This window comes from Nitrospira sp. (genome assembly GCA_037045225.1).
GTDB lineage: Bacteria > Nitrospirota > Nitrospiria > Nitrospirales > Nitrospiraceae > Nitrospira_A.
The window spans coordinates 1,693,620-1,709,198 of sequence record JBAOHZ010000009.1 but is presented as its reverse complement, the minus strand read 5'-3'; the positions used below and the strand labels follow the sequence as shown (position 1 = coordinate 1,709,198).

Here is a 15,579-nt window from a genome sequence, read left to right as displayed (position 1 = left end):
ACATTTTTGAGTAGTGGAGGCTAGCCTCCTGGGCGGAGTGTCTAGCGGATGGTTCAGAGCGCGGTGGTCATTATTCACCAACCTAATCGCATCTCTTCTTAATCTCTTTAAGGAGGTAGGTCATGGGTAAGACGATGGTAGCAGTTTTTTTTGGCCTGGTCATGCTGGTGGCTGGGGCATCTGGCGCGTATGCGCTGCAAGCTGGCGGTGTCGAAATCGGTGATTTGGATACCGGTTCCGTCGTCGGTCAGCCGTTTAAGGAATTGATCGTGGACGCGGAATTGTACGCCGTTGAAATCGGCAACATGAAGGCGTGGTATCCGCCTGTCACCGTGATCGACTTTAAAGTTCGTCCGGGCCGTCCGGTCGTGTTGAAGGTCACGAACAGTTCTACCGCGGAGCATGGGTTCCAAATGACCGATGCCGCCAACTCGGGTTCGCCGTTTGTGATGAAGGCTGAAGTGGTGTTGAAGCCGGGTGAAACCAAGTACATCGGCGTTCCCACCAGTGACATGTTCTATGCCACGCAGGGGAACACGTTGATCTACCGCTGTCATCTGCACCCGGCCCATGTCGGTGGCAAGATCCTGATGATTAAGTAATCGACGTTTGAAGTGACGATAGTGCAACGCCCCATCTGCAGTGATGCAGATGGGGCGTTGTTGTATCGAGCGCCTGCTGGTTGATGGCGCGGAAATGTTTATTTCCTAGGCTTCCTGCTCCGGATGGCATTCGGCTGCAGCGTCCAGGGGGATGCTCTGAATACCCTTCAGTCTACCTGCCACAATCAGGAGCAAGAAGCGGCTTGCTATAGGGGCTGCCTGCCGCTGTTCCGTCACAATCGCGTTCATGTCCACGATCATTTCGTCACCGTCCCATTGTGTGTCGTTCACGATCCAGAAGTGGTTGGTGGCATCCGGGAATTGTTTCGCCACGAAGCTTTCTATGATGGTGCCGATATCTCCCGTTTCGGCGATGGCTTGGATGGGAAGCGAAGCTATGGCGAGGAGGCCGAATAGGAGCAGGAGAGTCACGCGTGTCATATGCACCTCCCGTTGAGAGGGTGGCGAAGAGGCGGAATGCAGCGAGGCCAGGATAGAAGGGGAATTGGCCTGCGCAGGCCGCACATCTCTTAAAGTCTACAGCGATCGATCCGGGAAAGCCATAAAGTTGACGGTTTGCACATATCCGAAAATGACGAAGGCTCCCGAAGGAGCCTTCGCGCTGCCATCTATATGACGATCGTAGGTGGTAATTAGTTGCGAACGCCGCTCCACACCTTGGCGGCGTCAATTTCCTTGTCAGGATTCAAGGTCTTAGCTTTGTCCAGGAGCACGTCGGTGGTTTCCGGATAGGCCGGGTCGGCGATGCAGCAATTGTCGACCGGGCAGACCGCTGCGCATTGAGGTTCGTCGAAGTGTCCGACGCACTCGGTGCAACGATCATGAGTGATGACATAAATATTGTCGCCGACTCCCTGTCCGTCGCCGACATGGTTGCCCTTCCCTTCGGCGTCGCTACGCGTTTCGAAGATCGCTTCGTTGGGACATTCTGGCAGGCATGCCCCGCAGGAAATACACTCATCGGTGATCAGAAGCGCCATGGCCTGTGCCTCCTAGTTCCTAAATGACGGATAAGATGTTGACAATTTCGTGTCGCCGCGACCATAGTTCGCGACGAAACAGGTCCGCATTCTATGCTGCCGTTCTTCGGCAAGTCAACAGAATGAGACTCGGGAAGAAGGCCTAGCGCTCGGAAAGTCATGGGGCTTTGGGCCCAATGTACATGCGGCTCTGCGCGTGTGCGATCACATGAGGATGCATCCATGTCCGACGACATTTGGTTATGGTGACGCGCGTGAGTGCTGCCGAGTCGGAGCAGCGTCGCAAGAAAATTGTAACGTTTGCGCTCTTGCTCATTTTACTGGTGAGTGTGATCCTGTTTCTTGGGGGGCCGAAGGAATCCGAGCTCATTCTCGTCGAGTTTCCGAATGGAAAGACCATGGAAACCGAAGTGGCCAGTACGCCTGAAAAATTGCTGTTCGGGCTCGCGTTTCGCGAAGGATTGCCAGCCGATACAGGGATGCTTTATATCTTTGAGTCGACCGGGCTGCATCGCGTGCAGACGAGACAGTTTCGTATCGCCGTCGATATGGTGTGGATCGACGAGAGCCACCATGTGGTGCACCTCTTAGAGCAGGTTCCCCCCTGCGAGAAGGACCCCTGTCCGTTGTACGGGCCTCCCCCCGAGCCGGTTCGGTACCTCATCGAGGCCGAGGCGGGCTCCATCCGGCGCGCGGGCATCACGACGGGGATGGAACTCAAGTTTACGCTTCGCATGTAAGGAATCGGAGTCGTCTTATGGAAGGGTTTCAGTACGTGGCCAAGGTTGAGGACATTCTCCCTGGCCAGGTCAAGGTTGTCACGGTCAAGGAGCGGGCCATTGCGGTGTTTAATATCGAGGGCCAGTTTCACGCCATTTATAATGAATGCCCGCATGAAGGGGGGCCCCTGAATAAGGGGCGTGTGAAGGGACATGTTGTTTCCTGTCCTTGGCATGACTTGAAGTTTGATATTCGCAATGGGCAAGGGACCGACGGAGGAGGTTACTGCGTCGGTAGCTATGATGTGCGGGTAGAGGATGGACAGGTGTTTGTCGGGGGGCGGCGCAAGGTATAGCTCCTGGCAAGAGTGCCTGGGATTTGTAGGAGAGTACTATGAGTCCATTAAGCAAGGCAGTGCCCACCGGGACTGAGCAGGAACCGGGGGCGAAGATACTCAAGGCCCGGGTGGGGGCATCGGTGCACATTCGGCTGTGGGAGGACCGCACGCGTGGGGAGTTATGGGTTCCCGCCTACGACGCCACCGTCATGCCCCTGGTCGAGGACGATTTTCTCCGCACGGCCAGCAATAATGCGGTCGATGCGGGGCAGCGTACGTTTGAGTTCAAGCCGATGGTCGTCGGGACCCACCGGTTGGTATTTGAAAAGCGGATGGGGTGGAAATTCACGGCTGAGGACCGGCAAATTTTCTACGTGATGGTGTCGTAACGCGGCGGGAGGCGATGAGAACTGAGGCATGCCTGACATTGCCTGTGTGAATGGCCGTTTCGGTCTACTGGCTGATGCGGTTGTCAGTATTGAGGATCGGGGGTTTCAGTTCGGTGACGGGGTCTACGAAGTCATTCGGACCTATCGCCGACAGCCTTTTGCCTTGGACGCGCATCTGGCTCGACTCGAGCGGAGCGCTCAGGCATTGCAGCTGTCGAGCGGGTATACGAGGACGCAATGGGCGTCTTTGATTCAGGAAGGTCTGCAGCGGAGCCAATTTGCTGACACCAAAATTTATCTGCAAATCACTCGTGGACAGGCCCCCCGCGATCACCCATTCCCGGCATCATCCGTACCGACCACCGTTCTGACCTTCCGTGAGCTTCATCTGCTGGATCCTTCCGTTCGTACGGCCGGGGTCCAGGCGATCTCAGTCGAGGATATCCGGTGGGGGCGGTGCGATATCAAGAGCGTGAACCTCTTGGCAAACGTCCTGGCGCGGCAGCGGGCCAAGGAAGCGGGGGTGTTTGAGGCGATTTTGGTCCGAGAGGGGGCTGTCACGGAAGGTTCGGTCAGCAATGTCATGATCGTGCGGAACGGAACTATTTACACCGCACCGGAGGGCCCTAGGATTTTGTCCGGGGTGACGCGCACGATCGTATTGGAGTTGGCACGCAAAGAAGGGATCCCGGTCGTCGAAGTGTGTCCCTCTCTAGGCGAATTGCGCATGGCGTCGGAAGTGTTTTTGACGGGCACGACGGTGGAAGTGTTGCCGGTCGTGGGTGTCGATGGAAAGTCGATCGGTGCCGGATCGCCCGGGCCTATTTCTCAGCTGTTGTCCCGCCGTTTGGAAGCGCTGGTCGGCTAGCGTCCCCTTGCTTTCACTCCTATGGCATGGTAAGGTCTCGCGCTGTAAGTGGGCCAAGGCCCACTTTTTTGTTTGAGCAACTTTTTCTATGAATGACACGGGAGTGATTTCGGCAGGGAAGCCGGCAGTGAAACGCGCGGAGGCGTTAAATCTCCGTGTTCAAGAAGTCGCCGCTCCTATTTTGCAGTCGCATGGGCTGGAGTTGGTCGAGGCCGTTTGTGTCGGTCAGGGGCCGAGGACGGTCATCCGTGTATTCATCGATAAGCCCGGAGGGATCACGTTGACGGACTGTGAGCAGGCGCATCGCTCGTTGAGTCCGGCGCTTGATGTGATTGATCCGTTTCCTCATGCCTATACGCTGGAAATTTCGTCGCCAGGACTGGATCGTCCCTTGCGGAGCGTGTCGGACTATCGGCGCCTGATCGGAAAGCCGGTGACGCTCAAATTGCGCGAGCCCATCCAGACGCAGTGGCGGCTGGTGGGCACAGTGGCCGAAGTGGACGATCGTGGAGTGGTCCTTGCCATTCAGCAGAAGAAAGCCACGGAGACTATCCGAGTTGAGTTTGATCAAATCGCCCTGGCGCGGCGGAAGGTGGAGTTCTCGTAGCAACAGGTGCCGGGGTGATGTGTTAACCATGAGGTGTGAGCTATGAACCGAGAGTTGATCGCCGTCATCGATGAAATCGGCCGTCAAAAAGGGATCGATAAGGCCAGGGTCATTGGCGCGATCGAGTCAGCCCTTCAAACCGCTGCCAAGAAACGATTTGGTCAGGCGGAAAACATTCAAGTAGAAATCGATCCGAAGACCGGTGAAATCTCGGTCGTCTCGAAGAAAATCATTGTCGATACGGTGGCCAACCCGAAAGCGGAAATCTCCCTGAAGGAAGCGCGCCAATATGACGAGGGCGCGGAAGTCGGTGATGAGATCGGTTCCCTGATCGAGATGGATGAGTTGGGCCGCATCGCCGCGCAAACGGCGAAGCAGGTCATTTTCCAGAAGGTGCGCGAGGCGGAGTGGGAAGCGGTTCAGAAGGAATACTCGACCAGGCAAGGCGATCTGGTGAACGGTATTATTCTCGGCATGGAGCGCCGGAACTTTCTGGTCGATCTCGGCAAAACGGAAGCGATTCTTCCCATTCAGGAGCAGATCCCGCGTGAAACGTATCGGCGTGGAGATCGCGTGAAGGCTTTGCTGCTGGAGGTGCGTCGTACCCCGAAGGATGTGCAGGTCATTCTTTCTCGCAGTCACCCGCAGTTTGTGGCAAAAATGTTCGAGCTTGAGGTCCCGGAAGTCGGCGAAAAGATCGTGGAGATCAAGTCGATCGTGCGGGAGCCTGGCGACCGTACCAAAATTGCGGTCTCGTCCCGGGACAAGGCGGTGGATCCGGTGGGGGCTTGTGTCGGCATCAAGGGGTCGCGTGTGCAGGCTGTGGTTCGTGAGCTGCGCGGGGAAAAGATCGACATCATTACGTGGACGCAGGATCCGCGGGTCTTTATCGCCGAGGCCTTGAATCCGGCCACAATCGAGAAGGTTGGCATCGATGAAGAAAAGAAGTCCGCTCTGGTCGTGGTGGCCGATTCGCAGTTGTCTCTGGCCATCGGGAAAAACGGACAAAATGTACGCTTGGCCGCGCGCCTGACCGGCTGGAAGATCGATATCATCAGCGCGACCGAATACGAGAAGGAAAAGGCAGAGCGGGATCGGGACATCAAGGCGGCCCTGGCAGAAGAAACCGAGGCGCAACGCCAGCAGGATGAAGCGCGGGCTGCCGCGCAACAGGCGGAATAAAGCGACTCGACATTCACGGGCTGAATGGCAATTAATTAAGCGGGTGGAGCTGAGCGGTACTGTATGCGCGTGTACGAATTAGCAAAGCAGCTGGGGATGGAAAATCGGGAGCTGATTCCTGAACTGAAACGGCTCGGCATTCCGGTGGCGTCCCACAGCAGCGCCTTGGATGACGATTCGGTTCGTGTGGCCCTGGAGAAGCTGACCTCGAAGGTGAGGAGCGGTGAGGCGGCGCCCGGCGCGCATGAGGCAAAAAAGATGGTGCGTTCGTCAAGAGAGGCGGGGGCGTCTCACGAGCGAGGGCACACGATCGCGCACGAGGAGCCACAGAAGCCTGATAAGAAGCGCATCCTCATTAAGAAAAAAAGAGAAGAGGGGGTTGAGGACACAGCAGCATCGCTGGCGGCGGCTGAGGCGGCTTTTGCGCCGACCGTGCCTGCTGGGCCGGACGTGCCGGTGACCGGCGCTGAGGTGGATGGGCTGGAAGCCGCTCCAGTTGAATCGGCTCCGGCTGATGAGGTAATCGTCCAGCCGCCCGTCGTGACTGTGTCGGAGGAACCGCAGGTAAAGCCGGTTCAGGCGCCTCCGGTCGTGCCTCCTCCGCCCGACGCGCTGGTGACGGCGAAGAAGAAAACTGCGGCGGTCGAGGCCATGGAGGCTGAGGCTGCGGCGCGCGAAAAATTGAAAAAGGCCAAGAAGGCTCCGCGCACTCGTGAGGAAGATGAAGCCAAGTTTAAGAACGACGCCACTCGATGGGGAGATCTGCGGGCAATCCCGGTGCAGCGGCGCGAAGACCGATCCAAGCATATTCACCATGCCTCGCCAACGGAAGTCACCAAGCCGAGAAAGAAAAGCGTGAAATTGAGCGCAGGAGTGAGCGTTAAGGAATTCGCGGAACTCATCGGTCAGCGGCCTGCGGACGTGGTCCGGAAGCTGATGGAGATGGGGCAGATGGTGACCTTCAACCAGTCGATCAATCTCGAGGCAGCCTCCTTGATTGCCGAAGAGTATGGCACCAGGGTCGAAGTGTCGACGGAAAAGGTCGGCGAGGCGTTGCTGGAAGAGGCCGCGCAGTCGTCCGGTGAGGAGCATGCCGTCTTGCGGCCCCCGGTCGTCACGATCATGGGGCATGTCGATCACGGGAAAACATCCTTGCTCGATGCGATTCGGCTGACCAAAGTGGCAGAGGGTGAGGCCGGAGGAATTACCCAGCATATCGGTGCCTATATCGTCGGGGTTCGCGGCAAGCAGGTGACCTTTCTGGATACTCCGGGTCATGAAGCGTTTACGGCCATGCGCGCCCGTGGTGCGAAGGCGACGGACATCGTCATTCTGGTCGTGGCCGCCGATGACGGCGTCATGCCGCAGACGGTTGAAGCTATTCACCACGCCAAGGCCGCCGGAGTGCCGCTGATCGTGGCCATTAATAAGGTTGATAAGCCGGGAGCCAATGTCGATCGTGTCAAGAACGCCCTGACCGAACACGGTCTCGTTCCTGAGCCCTGGGGTGGTGACACGATTATGGTTGAAGTGTCCGCGAAGCAACGGACCGGCCTGGACCAGTTGTTGGAAATGATTCTCCTGCAGGCGGAAGTGTTGGAGTTGAAGGCGGATCCGGCACGTATGGCGAAGGGCTTGGTCATCGAGGCGAAGCTGGATCGTGGGCGCGGACCGATCGCGACGGTGTTAGTGCAGGGCGGGACGCTCCATGTCGGGGATGCATTTGTGGTCGGCAATTTCAGCGGTCGCGTTCGCGCACTGATCACCGATACGGGGAGTAAGGCGACGGAGGCCGGACCCTCGGTTCCAGTTGAGGTGATCGGTCTCCCGGGTGTGCCGTCCGCCGGCGATTTATTCACCATTGTGAAAGATGAGCGCGTTGCTCGCGAGATTGCGCAGGAACGGGCCATGAAGCAGCGGGCGGCGGATCTGGCTGGACCGGCGAAGGTCAGCCTGGACGATCTGTTTGCCAAGATTCAAGAGGGGAATGTCAAAGAGTTGCCCATCGTCATCAAGGCCGATGTGCAGGGATCGGCTGAAGCCTTGGCCGCTGCTGTGGAAAAAATGCCGGCCGGCGCAGTCAAGTTGCGAGTGATGCACAGTGGTGTGGGTGGGATTACCGAAACCGACATTCTCTTGGCAGCAGCTTCCAAGGCCATCGTGATCGGGTTCAATATTCGGCCGGAGCCAAAGGCGTCGGCGTTGGCGGAGCGAGAAGGCGTGGATGTCCGTTTGTACAGCATCATTTACGATGCGCTCAACGATATCCGCGCTGCGATGGAGGGCCTGCTCGAGCCTACGCTCAAGGAGCGTATTCTCGGTCGAGCGGAGGTGCGGCAGATGTTCACGATTCCCAAGGCCGGCTTGGTGGCCGGTTGTTACGTGGTGGATGGCGTCATCTCTCGGGCCAGCGTCGGTGTGCGCGTGATTCGAGACAGCGTGGTGGCCTATGAGGGCAAGCTGGGCTCGCTCCGTCGGTTCAAGGATGATGTGCGTGAAGTGCAGCAGGGGTATGAGTGCGGGATCACGGTCGAGAATTTCAATGACCTCAAGGCCGGCGATATTATCGAGGCCTACGCCATTGACAAGATTGCGGCAAAGCTTGAGCCAGTGAACCGTGGGACCTCACCGCAAAGTCATCGGGCATGATCGTCGGGCTTTGCACGGTTGAGCTGTTCATTCCTGACGGGCATTCACTGAAAGACAAACGGCAGGTCCTGCAAAGCCTGAAGACCCGATTGCGAGACAAGTTTAATCTGTCGGTTGCTGAAGTCGGAGATCAGGATTTGTGGCAGAAAGCGATTCTGGGGTTGGCTTGCGTGGCGAATGAGTCTGCGCACGTGAACCAGGTGCTGGATCAAGCTGTGAATGTGATTCAGTCTGTGCCGACGATCCAGTTGTTGCGCTCGCGAATCGAGTTGCTCTAAGGCACGTCATGTCCAAATCGACGTATAGCCGAGCCGATCGTGTGGCGGACCAGATCCGCATGGAAGTGGCCGATATCCTGATGCGGAAGATCAAGGATCCGCGTGTGCGCTCGGTCACCGTCACCGATGTGGAGTTGACCAAAGATCTTCGTATCGCGCGCGTCTTTGTGACGACCATGGAACAAAATAAGGATGAGCGGCTGGTGTTTGATGGACTGGCGAAGGCCAGTGGGTTTGTTCGGGCTGAGTTGGGCCGACGCTTGGCGCTGCGGTATTTGCCCGAGCTGATCTTTATGAAGGACATCAGTGGGCCCAGGGCCGACCGGGTGCTGGAGTTGTTGGACGGGCTGCACCGCGACCCATCCCACGATGAACAATTGAACGAGACCCCGCGCAGCGATGCCTAACACATGACCATGATTGTCTCGACGGAGCCGCGTACGACCACTGTGCTGCAGGACGGAGTCTTGAATGTCCGCAAGGAGGCCGGGTGGACGTCGCATGATGTGGTGGCTCGTATTCGTGGCAAGTTGCGCGGGATGAAATTGGGCCATGCCGGAACATTGGATCCGGACGCGACGGGCGTGTTGCCGTTGCTCGTGGGCCGTGGCACACGCATCGCTGAATATTTGCTGGCGTGGGACAAAACCTATCTCGCCGGGTTACGGCTTGGTGAAACGACTGATACGCAGGATGCCACGGGAACGGTGCTCACTCGCTCACCGGTTGAGTCGTTGACCGATGCCCGTATTCGTGAAGTGGTGGCTGGGTTCGAGGGGCGCATTCAGCAGCTGCCTCCCATGTACTCCGCAGTCAAGGTCGGAGGCGTTCCGTTATACAAATCGGCGCGGGCGGGGCGAGAGGTGTCTCGGCAGGCTCGCGAGGTGACCGTCTTTCGCCTGGATATTGTGGATATTCAGATCCCCAATGTGACGCTCCGGGTGGCCTGCTCCAAGGGCACGTATATCCGGACGCTATGTGCCGATATCGGCGAGAAGTTGGGAGTCGGCGGTCACATGGCGACATTGGTTCGCGAGCGTGTGGGGCCGCTCACGGTGGATCAGGCGTTGACGGTGGACGAAGTCGAATCACGGTTGGAGCAAGGGGCGCTCGCGGCGTCGATGTTGACGCTGGACGAGGCGCTGGTCGGACTGCCGGTGTGTACGGTGGGGGCGGGAACGGCCGGCCGGGTTCTGCATGGCATGCCGGTGCCTTGTTCCGAAGTGCTGGCGTGGCATGGTCTGCCCTCGAGGCTTGTTGAGGGGGAGGCCAGACCCATCCGCATCAAGGACGACGCGGGCCGTTTACTGGCCATCGGCACAATGCCGATCGGCATGGATACGCAGGCGCCCGGAGTCAGTGGGCAGCCGATCGCTGTCTCGAAGGTCTTGGTTACAGAAGCATTACAAGGTGGGAGCATCGCGAACTCAATAGAGGAGTAGAGACGTATGGCACTGGTAAAAGAAGTGAAGACGGAATTGGTCAAGAGTTTCCAGCAGCATGGCAAGGACACCGGCTCTCCGGAAGTGCAGATTGCTATTCTGACGAACCGGATTACGTATCTGACGGAACATTTCAAATTGCACAAGAAGGACCACCATTCACGGCGCGGGTTGTTGACGTTGGTCGGCCGCCGTCGTCGGTTGTTGGATTATCTCCGGAAAGTTGAAGAGGCTCGGTATCGCGCCATTCTGGAGCGCCTGGGCATTCGTAAGTAGTCGTGTGAGCGAGTCGGCCGCCACCGCGTGGGTGGCGGCCGAACCATTTGTTGTCCCCGCAGGTGAACACTGAAACACGTTCAACACCAGGGATCGACATGCAACGGGGGGCCGAGTGATGCCGTTGAATGCGCACTGCGCCGGTTGAACGTATTTCTGTGGGCATCTGTGGGAGTTAAACGGAGGAGACCATAGATGAAACATGTTGTAGACATTGAGCTGGCGGGTCGCCGCTTGACGCTGGAGACCGGTCGCATCGCGAAACAGGCGGACGGCGCTATTTGGGCCACCTATGGCGACACCGTGGTGCTTGCGACGGCTGTGGCCTCGCAAAACGCCAAGCCGGGAGTGGATTTCCTCCCGCTGACCGTAGATTACCAGGAAAAGACCTACGCAGCGGGGAAGATTCCGGGTGGCTATTTCAAACGGGAAGGCCGGCCTTCTGAGCGTGAAGTGCTGACCAGTCGGTTGATCGATCGACCGCTTCGTCCGCTGTTTCCTGAAGGGTATTACTTCGAAACCCAAGTCATTGCCTCCGTGTTGTCTGCTGATAAGACGGGCGTGTCGGATGTGATCGGTATTACGGCGGCCTCCGCGGCGTTGGCGGTCTCGTCGATCCCGTTCAACGGACCGATTGCCGGGGTGAAGATCGGTCGCGTGAATGGTCAGTTCGTGGTAAATCCCGATCTGGAAGCCCTGGAAACGAGCGACCTCCATCTCGTGGTCGCGGGAACCGCCGATGCGGTCATGATGGTCGAAGCCGGGGCGAATGAATTGCCGGAAGCGACCATGTTGGAAGCGATCGAGCTGGCGCACAGCGAGATCAAGAAAATCGTGGCGAAGATTGAAGAGTTGCGCAAGTTGGTCGGCAAGGCGAAGCGGGTCGTAGTGCAGGAGCCGATCGATGCCGCGTTGACCGAGCAGGTGCGGGCGCTTGTGGCCGGTCCGATTCGCGAAGCCATTCTCATTCCCAATAAGAGTGCGCGGCAAGAACGTCTGGATCAGGTGTTGGCCGAGGCGGTTGCGAAGCTCAAGTCGGATGAGCCCAATCGGGATCGGCACGTCAAGATTATTTTCCACGGGTTGGAGTACACCGAAGTCCGCAACATGATCCTTGAGAAGCGGGTGCGTGCCGACGGGCGTGGTCCGGCGGACATCCGCCCGATCACATGCGAAGTGGGCGTCTTGCCCCGTGCGCACGGCTCCGCGGTGTTCACGCGCGGAGAAACGCAGAGTTTGGCGGTGGTGACGCTGGGCACGGCCGACGATGAGCAGCGCATTGATGCTCTGGAGGGTGAATACATGCGCACCTTCATGCTGCACTACAATTTCCCGCCGTTCAGCGTCGGCGAAGCGCGGCCGCTGCGATCGCCGGGCCGTCGTGAGGTCGGACATGGCGCACTGGCTGAGCGAGCCCTCAAATCGATTATCCCAGGAAAAGATAAGTTCCCCTATACGGTGCGGATCGTGTCAGAAATCCTGGAGTCGAACGGATCCTCTTCAATGGCCACGGTGTGCGGCGGTACATTGGCACTGTTGGATGCGGGCGTGCCGATCAAGGAGCCGGTGGCGGGGATCGCGATGGGATTGATCAAGGAAGGCGATCAGGTCCTGGTCCTGTCGGACATTCTCGGATTGGAAGACCACCTGGGCGATATGGACTTCAAAGTGACGGGAACGAAAAACGGCGTCACGGCGTTGCAGATGGATATCAAGATCGGTGGCATCACCGCGACGCTGATGCGTGAGGCGCTTTCCCAGGCCAAAGCGGGTCGGTTGCACATTCTCGGGTGTATGGCTCAGGCGTTGACTGAGCCGCGAACCAAGCTGTCAGCCTTCGCACCGCGCATATTCCCGATGAAAATTAAACAAGACAAGATTCGGGACGTCATCGGCCCGGGTGGGAAGATGATTCGCAGCATCATCGCCGAGACCGGCGTGAAGATCAGCGTCGAAGACACCGGTGATGTGACGATTGCTTCTTCGGACGAAGCATCGGCCCAGAAGGCCATCGAAATGATCAAGCGGCTGACTGAGGAAGTCGAAGTCGGCAAGATCTATCGTGGAACCGTTCGGAAGATTATGGATTTCGGCGCATTTGTCGAAGTGTTGCCCGGGACGGACGGTCTCGTGCACATTTCCCAGCTCGCTCATCATCGTGTCAAGGCGGTCACGGACGAGGTGTCGGAGGGTGACCAGGTGATGGTCAAGGTGTTGGAAATCGATAAACAGGGAAAGATTCGTTTGAGCCGGAAGGAAGCCATGCCGGCGCCGGCTGGTTCCCCCACGACCGAACCAACGCCTGCGGGATAATTGATCGTGTATCGTAAGATCGTGCTCGACAACCGGTTGCGCATTGTGGCCGAACTCCTTCCGACGTTGAAGTCCGTCACGATCGGTATATGGGTGAACGTCGGATCGCGCGATGAGCAGCCGGGGGAAGAGGGCTTGTCTCACTTCCTGGAGCATATGTTTTTCAAGGGAACGCGTAACCGCACGGCGACGCAGATTTCCCGTGAGATCGATGCGCTGGGAGGTGAGATGAATGCGTTCACCACCCGAGAAACGACGACGTTTTATGTGAAGGTGCTCGATCAGCAATTGGAGGCGGCGTTGGAGCTGCTTTCGGATCTGTTCTATCGTTCCCGGTTCGACTCCAGGGAAGTCGAAAAAGAAAAGCAGGTGGTGCTCGAAGAGATTCGGATGGTGCGGGATGATCCGGAGGATCTCGTCCAGGAGCTCCACATGAAGCACACGCTTGGTACCCATCCGTTGGGCCGGCCGATCCTGGGGCAGGCTCCGAGAATCCAGGCCCTGGGGCGAAACGATCTGCTGTCCTATGTTGGTTCGCACTACGATCCTGAGCGTACCGTCGTCGCCGTGGCGGGTAATTTTACCTGGAGGCGGTTGGAGCAGTTATTGGCGCGGTATTTTTCCAGCTCGCACAAGGGGGTGGCTGCTCAACCGAGCCGTCGTCCGCCTGAGGTGCGAGGTGGCGTGTTGGTTAAGCGCAAAGCTCTTGAACAGGTGCATTTGTGTCTGGGCCTACAGGGTTTAAGTGCCGGACACAAAGATCGGTATGCGGCCCATGCATTGAACGGAGTGCTGGGTGGTAGCGTCAGTTCGCGCTTATTTCAGGAAGTGCGTGAAAAACGCGGACTCGTCTACTCGATCTACTCCTTCTTGTCCACGTATTCTGACGGCGGTATGACCACTGTTTATGCGGGGACGCGCCCGAAAGAGGTCGAGCGAGTCGTGGAGGTCGTCTGCCGGGAACTCAAGAAGCTTCGTGTGCATGGAATCGATGCAAAAGATCTGGCGCGGGTGAAAAACCAGATGAAGGGTAGTCTGATGCTCAGTCTGGAGAGTTCACACAGCCGTATGAGCAAGTTGGCCAAGGATGAGCTGACGCAAGGTAGTCATGTCTCCCTCGAGCAGATGATCGCGGAAATCGATCGTGTGACGACCGATCAGGTCTATCGTGTGGCGCAAACATTGTTGGATCAGCGCTGTCTCTCGATTACGGCGCTCGGGCCGATTGCGACCAAGAGCCTGCAGTCCTTTGCGTCATAATCAGTCAGACCTACGGGTGCTCTGCTGTGGTGCCGTGAGGTGGACTCAGTGAATTCGGACGGTGATTTTAATTTTATGAAGTAGGGCACGATATGATACGCTCGGCCTGTCTCCGCGTGGGAGAGGCTGAATTGGGGCAAAACATTCTCTTGACACGTTTGGTGGATTTAAGTACCATGGCCGCGTTTTCATCCTATAAGTCTGAATTTATTTCGGCTGCATTACAGGGGAAGGTAAGCAGAGAGAAAGGGGGTGTGCATCGCACTTCCTCCTCCTAGCGCGTTCTCTGGATTTTTGTTTTTTTCTGCACTCTTTTTTTGGGATACTGTGATTCAACGGTTCTCTGGTCATCATTTTTCCAAGGAGGGTAGGGTTATGAATAGGGTCGGAATTCTAGCCGCACTTGCAGTGTCCTCCGTTGTCGGCTTGCTGACCGCCGGTGTTACGTTCGCGGCGGATGCTCCAGCCGGGGGTGGACCGAGCGAAACCACCACGGGCAGCGGAAAGTTTTTTAAGGGCGAGACCACCAATACCTTGAAGGGACGCGTGTGGTCGCAATGGGCAGACAATCCTGATAGCGAATTGCTCTTCGGCATCCAGTACTGGAACACCGGTGATCCGGCTTCTGGTGAGGGTGGTGGTCGGTCGTCAACGTCCATGGATGTGAAGCCGCCGGATCCTTTGTTTACGTGTTGCGGCTGGGGCTTTACTGGCGGAACCGATAAGAATAATCCGTACGCCGGCTGGCACCATGCGCAAACCACTGTTCGTTTGTCTGTGAAGGATAAGAGTCTGATGGATCAAATCATCAAGGCATCGCAGGAACTCGTGGCGATGGAAGTGACCCTTGATGGTCGGACCATTACCGGCTTTAAGCTCTTGAAGTAGGATTTATACGCGAGGCGACATTCTTAAGACTTTTTTGTCTTCTTTAAGGAGGATGTGATTATGAAGCTTCAAAAGCAGGGGTGGACCTTCATGGCTGCCGTGGCTTTGGTGGTAGGGTTCACCTCCACTGCGCTGGCCATTGAGGCGTTCCAGGAGCGATTCGAGTGGGGAGATTTGAGCAAGCCCACCACGTTGCAGGGGCGTGTCATCATTCTGGATCCATACGATGAAGCGGTTTGGCTCAACATCGCCGTGTTCGGCGGCAATGCGGAGAGTGGTCTGTTCTGGCAGAGAATTCACCCGGGAAAGAACCTCAAGTTCTATCCTGCTGATAAGGCTGTGTGGGATCAGCTGAAGTCCATGGCGCGTCCGCATTCTGGACCGGCTGCGGCAAAGGAAGTTCCTCCTGGTTCCCCTACGACCTTGGTCGAATTTGTGGCTCAGGAAGTCGAGCAGAATCGTCGCGTCATTACGTCAGTCAAGAAGTTGGCTGACAATGCCGGCGAAATGGGCAAGCCAAAGAGCATCTCCTCCCTTCGTTTGAAGGAGTGTGACGGCAAGACGGAAGTGGATGCTCCTTGCCACGCCGCCAAGACCTTGCTGAACACGTCGCCGAAGACGCCGGATGGAGCGAATTTGCCTTTGCAGTATGATGTGTTGTTGCCGGATGGCAAGCCGATTGCCAACCTGATTCCTTGGACTGCCAAGTACAATCAGGGTGGTGGACATCACTAGTTCTAGAAGGCCATTGGCCTGAAGTAAGAAGG

The 15,579-nt window shown here is 57.4% G+C and carries 18 protein-coding genes; 16 read left to right on the top strand and 2 right to left on the bottom strand.

Annotation, left to right across the window (positions count from 1 at the left end; all coding sequences use genetic code 11):
* Positions 1-122: 122 nt before the first annotated feature.
* The gene (locus V9G17_08755; protein MEI2752679.1) at positions 123-602 is read left to right on the top strand and encodes a hypothetical protein; all 480 of its coding nucleotides are present in this window, start codon (positions 123-125) and stop codon (positions 600-602) included.
* Between the two features lie 105 nt (positions 603-707).
* Here V9G17_08755 and V9G17_08750 read toward each other — a convergent pair whose 3' ends face one another.
* Both V9G17_08750 and V9G17_08745 read right to left on the bottom strand, forming a co-directional pair.
* Positions 708-1,043 carry a hypothetical protein gene (locus tag V9G17_08750; GenBank protein MEI2752678.1) on the bottom strand — a complete coding sequence of 112 codons (336 nt, stop codon included), beginning with the start codon at positions 1,041-1,043 and terminating at the stop codon, positions 708-710.
* Between the two features lie 212 nt (positions 1,044-1,255).
* Positions 1,256-1,603: a 4Fe-4S dicluster domain-containing protein gene (locus V9G17_08745; protein ID MEI2752677.1), complete on the bottom strand. Its 348-nt coding sequence runs from the start codon at positions 1,601-1,603 to the stop codon at positions 1,256-1,258.
* A gap of 242 nt (positions 1,604-1,845) precedes the next feature.
* Here V9G17_08745 and V9G17_08740 point away from each other — a divergent pair, with 242 nt between their 5' ends.
* From V9G17_08740 to V9G17_08670, 15 genes are all read left to right on the top strand, one after another.
* The gene (locus V9G17_08740) at positions 1,846-2,343 is read left to right on the top strand and encodes a DUF192 domain-containing protein (protein ID MEI2752676.1); all 498 of its coding nucleotides are present in this window, start codon (positions 1,846-1,848) and stop codon (positions 2,341-2,343) included.
* Positions 2,344-2,360: 17 nt separating this feature from the next.
* Positions 2,361-2,678 carry a Rieske 2Fe-2S domain-containing protein gene (locus tag V9G17_08735; protein MEI2752675.1) on the top strand — a complete coding sequence of 106 codons (318 nt, stop codon included), beginning with the start codon at positions 2,361-2,363 and terminating at the stop codon, positions 2,676-2,678.
* Between the two features lie 38 nt (positions 2,679-2,716).
* Complete coding sequence (locus tag V9G17_08730) at positions 2,717-3,049, top strand: protease inhibitor I42 family protein (GenBank protein ID MEI2752674.1); 333 nt, start codon at positions 2,717-2,719, stop codon at positions 3,047-3,049.
* Positions 3,050-3,077: 28 nt separating this feature from the next.
* A complete protein-coding gene (dat, locus tag V9G17_08725; GenBank protein ID MEI2752673.1) occupies positions 3,078-3,917 on the top strand; it encodes a D-amino-acid transaminase in 840 nt (279 codons plus the stop codon).
* An 88-nt stretch (positions 3,918-4,005) separates the two neighbouring features.
* The gene (gene rimP / locus V9G17_08720; protein ID MEI2752672.1) at positions 4,006-4,524 is read left to right on the top strand and encodes a ribosome maturation factor RimP; all 519 of its coding nucleotides are present in this window, start codon (positions 4,006-4,008) and stop codon (positions 4,522-4,524) included.
* Positions 4,525-4,566: 42 nt separating this feature from the next.
* Positions 4,567-5,706: a transcription termination factor NusA gene (nusA, locus tag V9G17_08715; protein ID MEI2752671.1), complete on the top strand. Its 1,140-nt coding sequence runs from the start codon at positions 4,567-4,569 to the stop codon at positions 5,704-5,706.
* 63 nt (positions 5,707-5,769) lie between these two features.
* Entirely contained in the window at positions 5,770-8,355 is a 2,586-nt protein-coding gene (infB, locus tag V9G17_08710; protein ID MEI2752670.1) for a translation initiation factor IF-2, read from the top strand.
* Positions 8,352-8,633 (top strand): DUF503 domain-containing protein, encoded by a 282-nt coding sequence (locus tag V9G17_08705; GenBank protein ID MEI2752669.1) that lies wholly within the window; start codon positions 8,352-8,354, stop codon positions 8,631-8,633. The genes infB and V9G17_08705 overlap by 4 nt, the downstream gene beginning before the upstream one ends.
* 8 nt (positions 8,634-8,641) lie before the next feature.
* The gene (gene rbfA, locus V9G17_08700) at positions 8,642-9,040 is read left to right on the top strand and encodes a 30S ribosome-binding factor RbfA (protein MEI2752668.1); all 399 of its coding nucleotides are present in this window, start codon (positions 8,642-8,644) and stop codon (positions 9,038-9,040) included.
* Positions 9,041-9,043: 3 nt separating this feature from the next.
* The gene (gene truB, locus V9G17_08695; GenBank protein ID MEI2752667.1) at positions 9,044-10,075 is read left to right on the top strand and encodes a tRNA pseudouridine(55) synthase TruB; all 1,032 of its coding nucleotides are present in this window, start codon (positions 9,044-9,046) and stop codon (positions 10,073-10,075) included.
* 6 nt (positions 10,076-10,081) lie between these two features.
* Positions 10,082-10,351 (top strand): 30S ribosomal protein S15, encoded by a 270-nt coding sequence (gene rpsO / locus V9G17_08690; protein ID MEI2752666.1) that lies wholly within the window; start codon positions 10,082-10,084, stop codon positions 10,349-10,351.
* 195 nt (positions 10,352-10,546) lie between these two features.
* Positions 10,547-12,664 carry a polyribonucleotide nucleotidyltransferase gene (pnp, locus tag V9G17_08685; protein ID MEI2752665.1) on the top strand — a complete coding sequence of 706 codons (2,118 nt, stop codon included), beginning with the start codon at positions 10,547-10,549 and terminating at the stop codon, positions 12,662-12,664.
* A 6-nt stretch (positions 12,665-12,670) separates the two neighbouring features.
* A complete protein-coding gene (locus V9G17_08680; GenBank protein MEI2752664.1) occupies positions 12,671-13,924 on the top strand; it encodes a pitrilysin family protein in 1,254 nt (417 codons plus the stop codon).
* Positions 13,925-14,299: 375 nt separating this feature from the next.
* Complete coding sequence (locus V9G17_08675) at positions 14,300-14,812, top strand: hypothetical protein (protein ID MEI2752663.1); 513 nt, start codon at positions 14,300-14,302, stop codon at positions 14,810-14,812.
* A gap of 60 nt (positions 14,813-14,872) precedes the next feature.
* A complete protein-coding gene (locus V9G17_08670; protein MEI2752662.1) occupies positions 14,873-15,547 on the top strand; it encodes a hypothetical protein in 675 nt (224 codons plus the stop codon).
* Positions 15,548-15,579: the final 32 nt, after the last annotated feature.

Excerpts from the sequence above, each read along its gene's own strand:
- V9G17_08755 (MEI2752679.1), top strand. The coding sequence starts at position 123 with ATGGGTAAGACGATGGTAGCAGTTTTTTTTGGCCTGGTCATGCTGGTG.
- V9G17_08750 (MEI2752678.1), bottom strand. The coding sequence starts at position 1,043 with ATGACACGCGTGACTCTCCTGCTCCTATTCGGCCTCCTCGCCATAGCT.
- V9G17_08745 (MEI2752677.1), bottom strand. The coding sequence starts at position 1,603 with ATGGCGCTTCTGATCACCGATGAGTGTATTTCCTGCGGGGCATGCCTG.
- V9G17_08740 (MEI2752676.1), top strand. The coding sequence starts at position 1,846 with ATGGTGACGCGCGTGAGTGCTGCCGAGTCGGAGCAGCGTCGCAAGAAA.
- V9G17_08735 (MEI2752675.1), top strand. The coding sequence starts at position 2,361 with ATGGAAGGGTTTCAGTACGTGGCCAAGGTTGAGGACATTCTCCCTGGC.
- V9G17_08730 (MEI2752674.1), top strand. The coding sequence starts at position 2,717 with ATGAGTCCATTAAGCAAGGCAGTGCCCACCGGGACTGAGCAGGAACCG.
- dat (MEI2752673.1), top strand. The coding sequence starts at position 3,078 with ATGCCTGACATTGCCTGTGTGAATGGCCGTTTCGGTCTACTGGCTGAT.
- rimP (MEI2752672.1), top strand. The coding sequence starts at position 4,006 with ATGAATGACACGGGAGTGATTTCGGCAGGGAAGCCGGCAGTGAAACGC.
- nusA (MEI2752671.1), top strand. The coding sequence starts at position 4,567 with ATGAACCGAGAGTTGATCGCCGTCATCGATGAAATCGGCCGTCAAAAA.
- infB (MEI2752670.1), top strand. The coding sequence starts at position 5,770 with ATGCGCGTGTACGAATTAGCAAAGCAGCTGGGGATGGAAAATCGGGAG.
- V9G17_08705 (MEI2752669.1), top strand. The coding sequence starts at position 8,352 with ATGATCGTCGGGCTTTGCACGGTTGAGCTGTTCATTCCTGACGGGCAT.
- rbfA (MEI2752668.1), top strand. The coding sequence starts at position 8,642 with ATGTCCAAATCGACGTATAGCCGAGCCGATCGTGTGGCGGACCAGATC.
- truB (MEI2752667.1), top strand. The coding sequence starts at position 9,044 with ATGACCATGATTGTCTCGACGGAGCCGCGTACGACCACTGTGCTGCAG.
- rpsO (MEI2752666.1), top strand. The coding sequence starts at position 10,082 with ATGGCACTGGTAAAAGAAGTGAAGACGGAATTGGTCAAGAGTTTCCAG.
- pnp (MEI2752665.1), top strand. The coding sequence starts at position 10,547 with ATGAAACATGTTGTAGACATTGAGCTGGCGGGTCGCCGCTTGACGCTG.
- V9G17_08675 (MEI2752663.1), top strand. The coding sequence starts at position 14,300 with ATGAATAGGGTCGGAATTCTAGCCGCACTTGCAGTGTCCTCCGTTGTC.
- V9G17_08670 (MEI2752662.1), top strand. The coding sequence starts at position 14,873 with ATGAAGCTTCAAAAGCAGGGGTGGACCTTCATGGCTGCCGTGGCTTTG.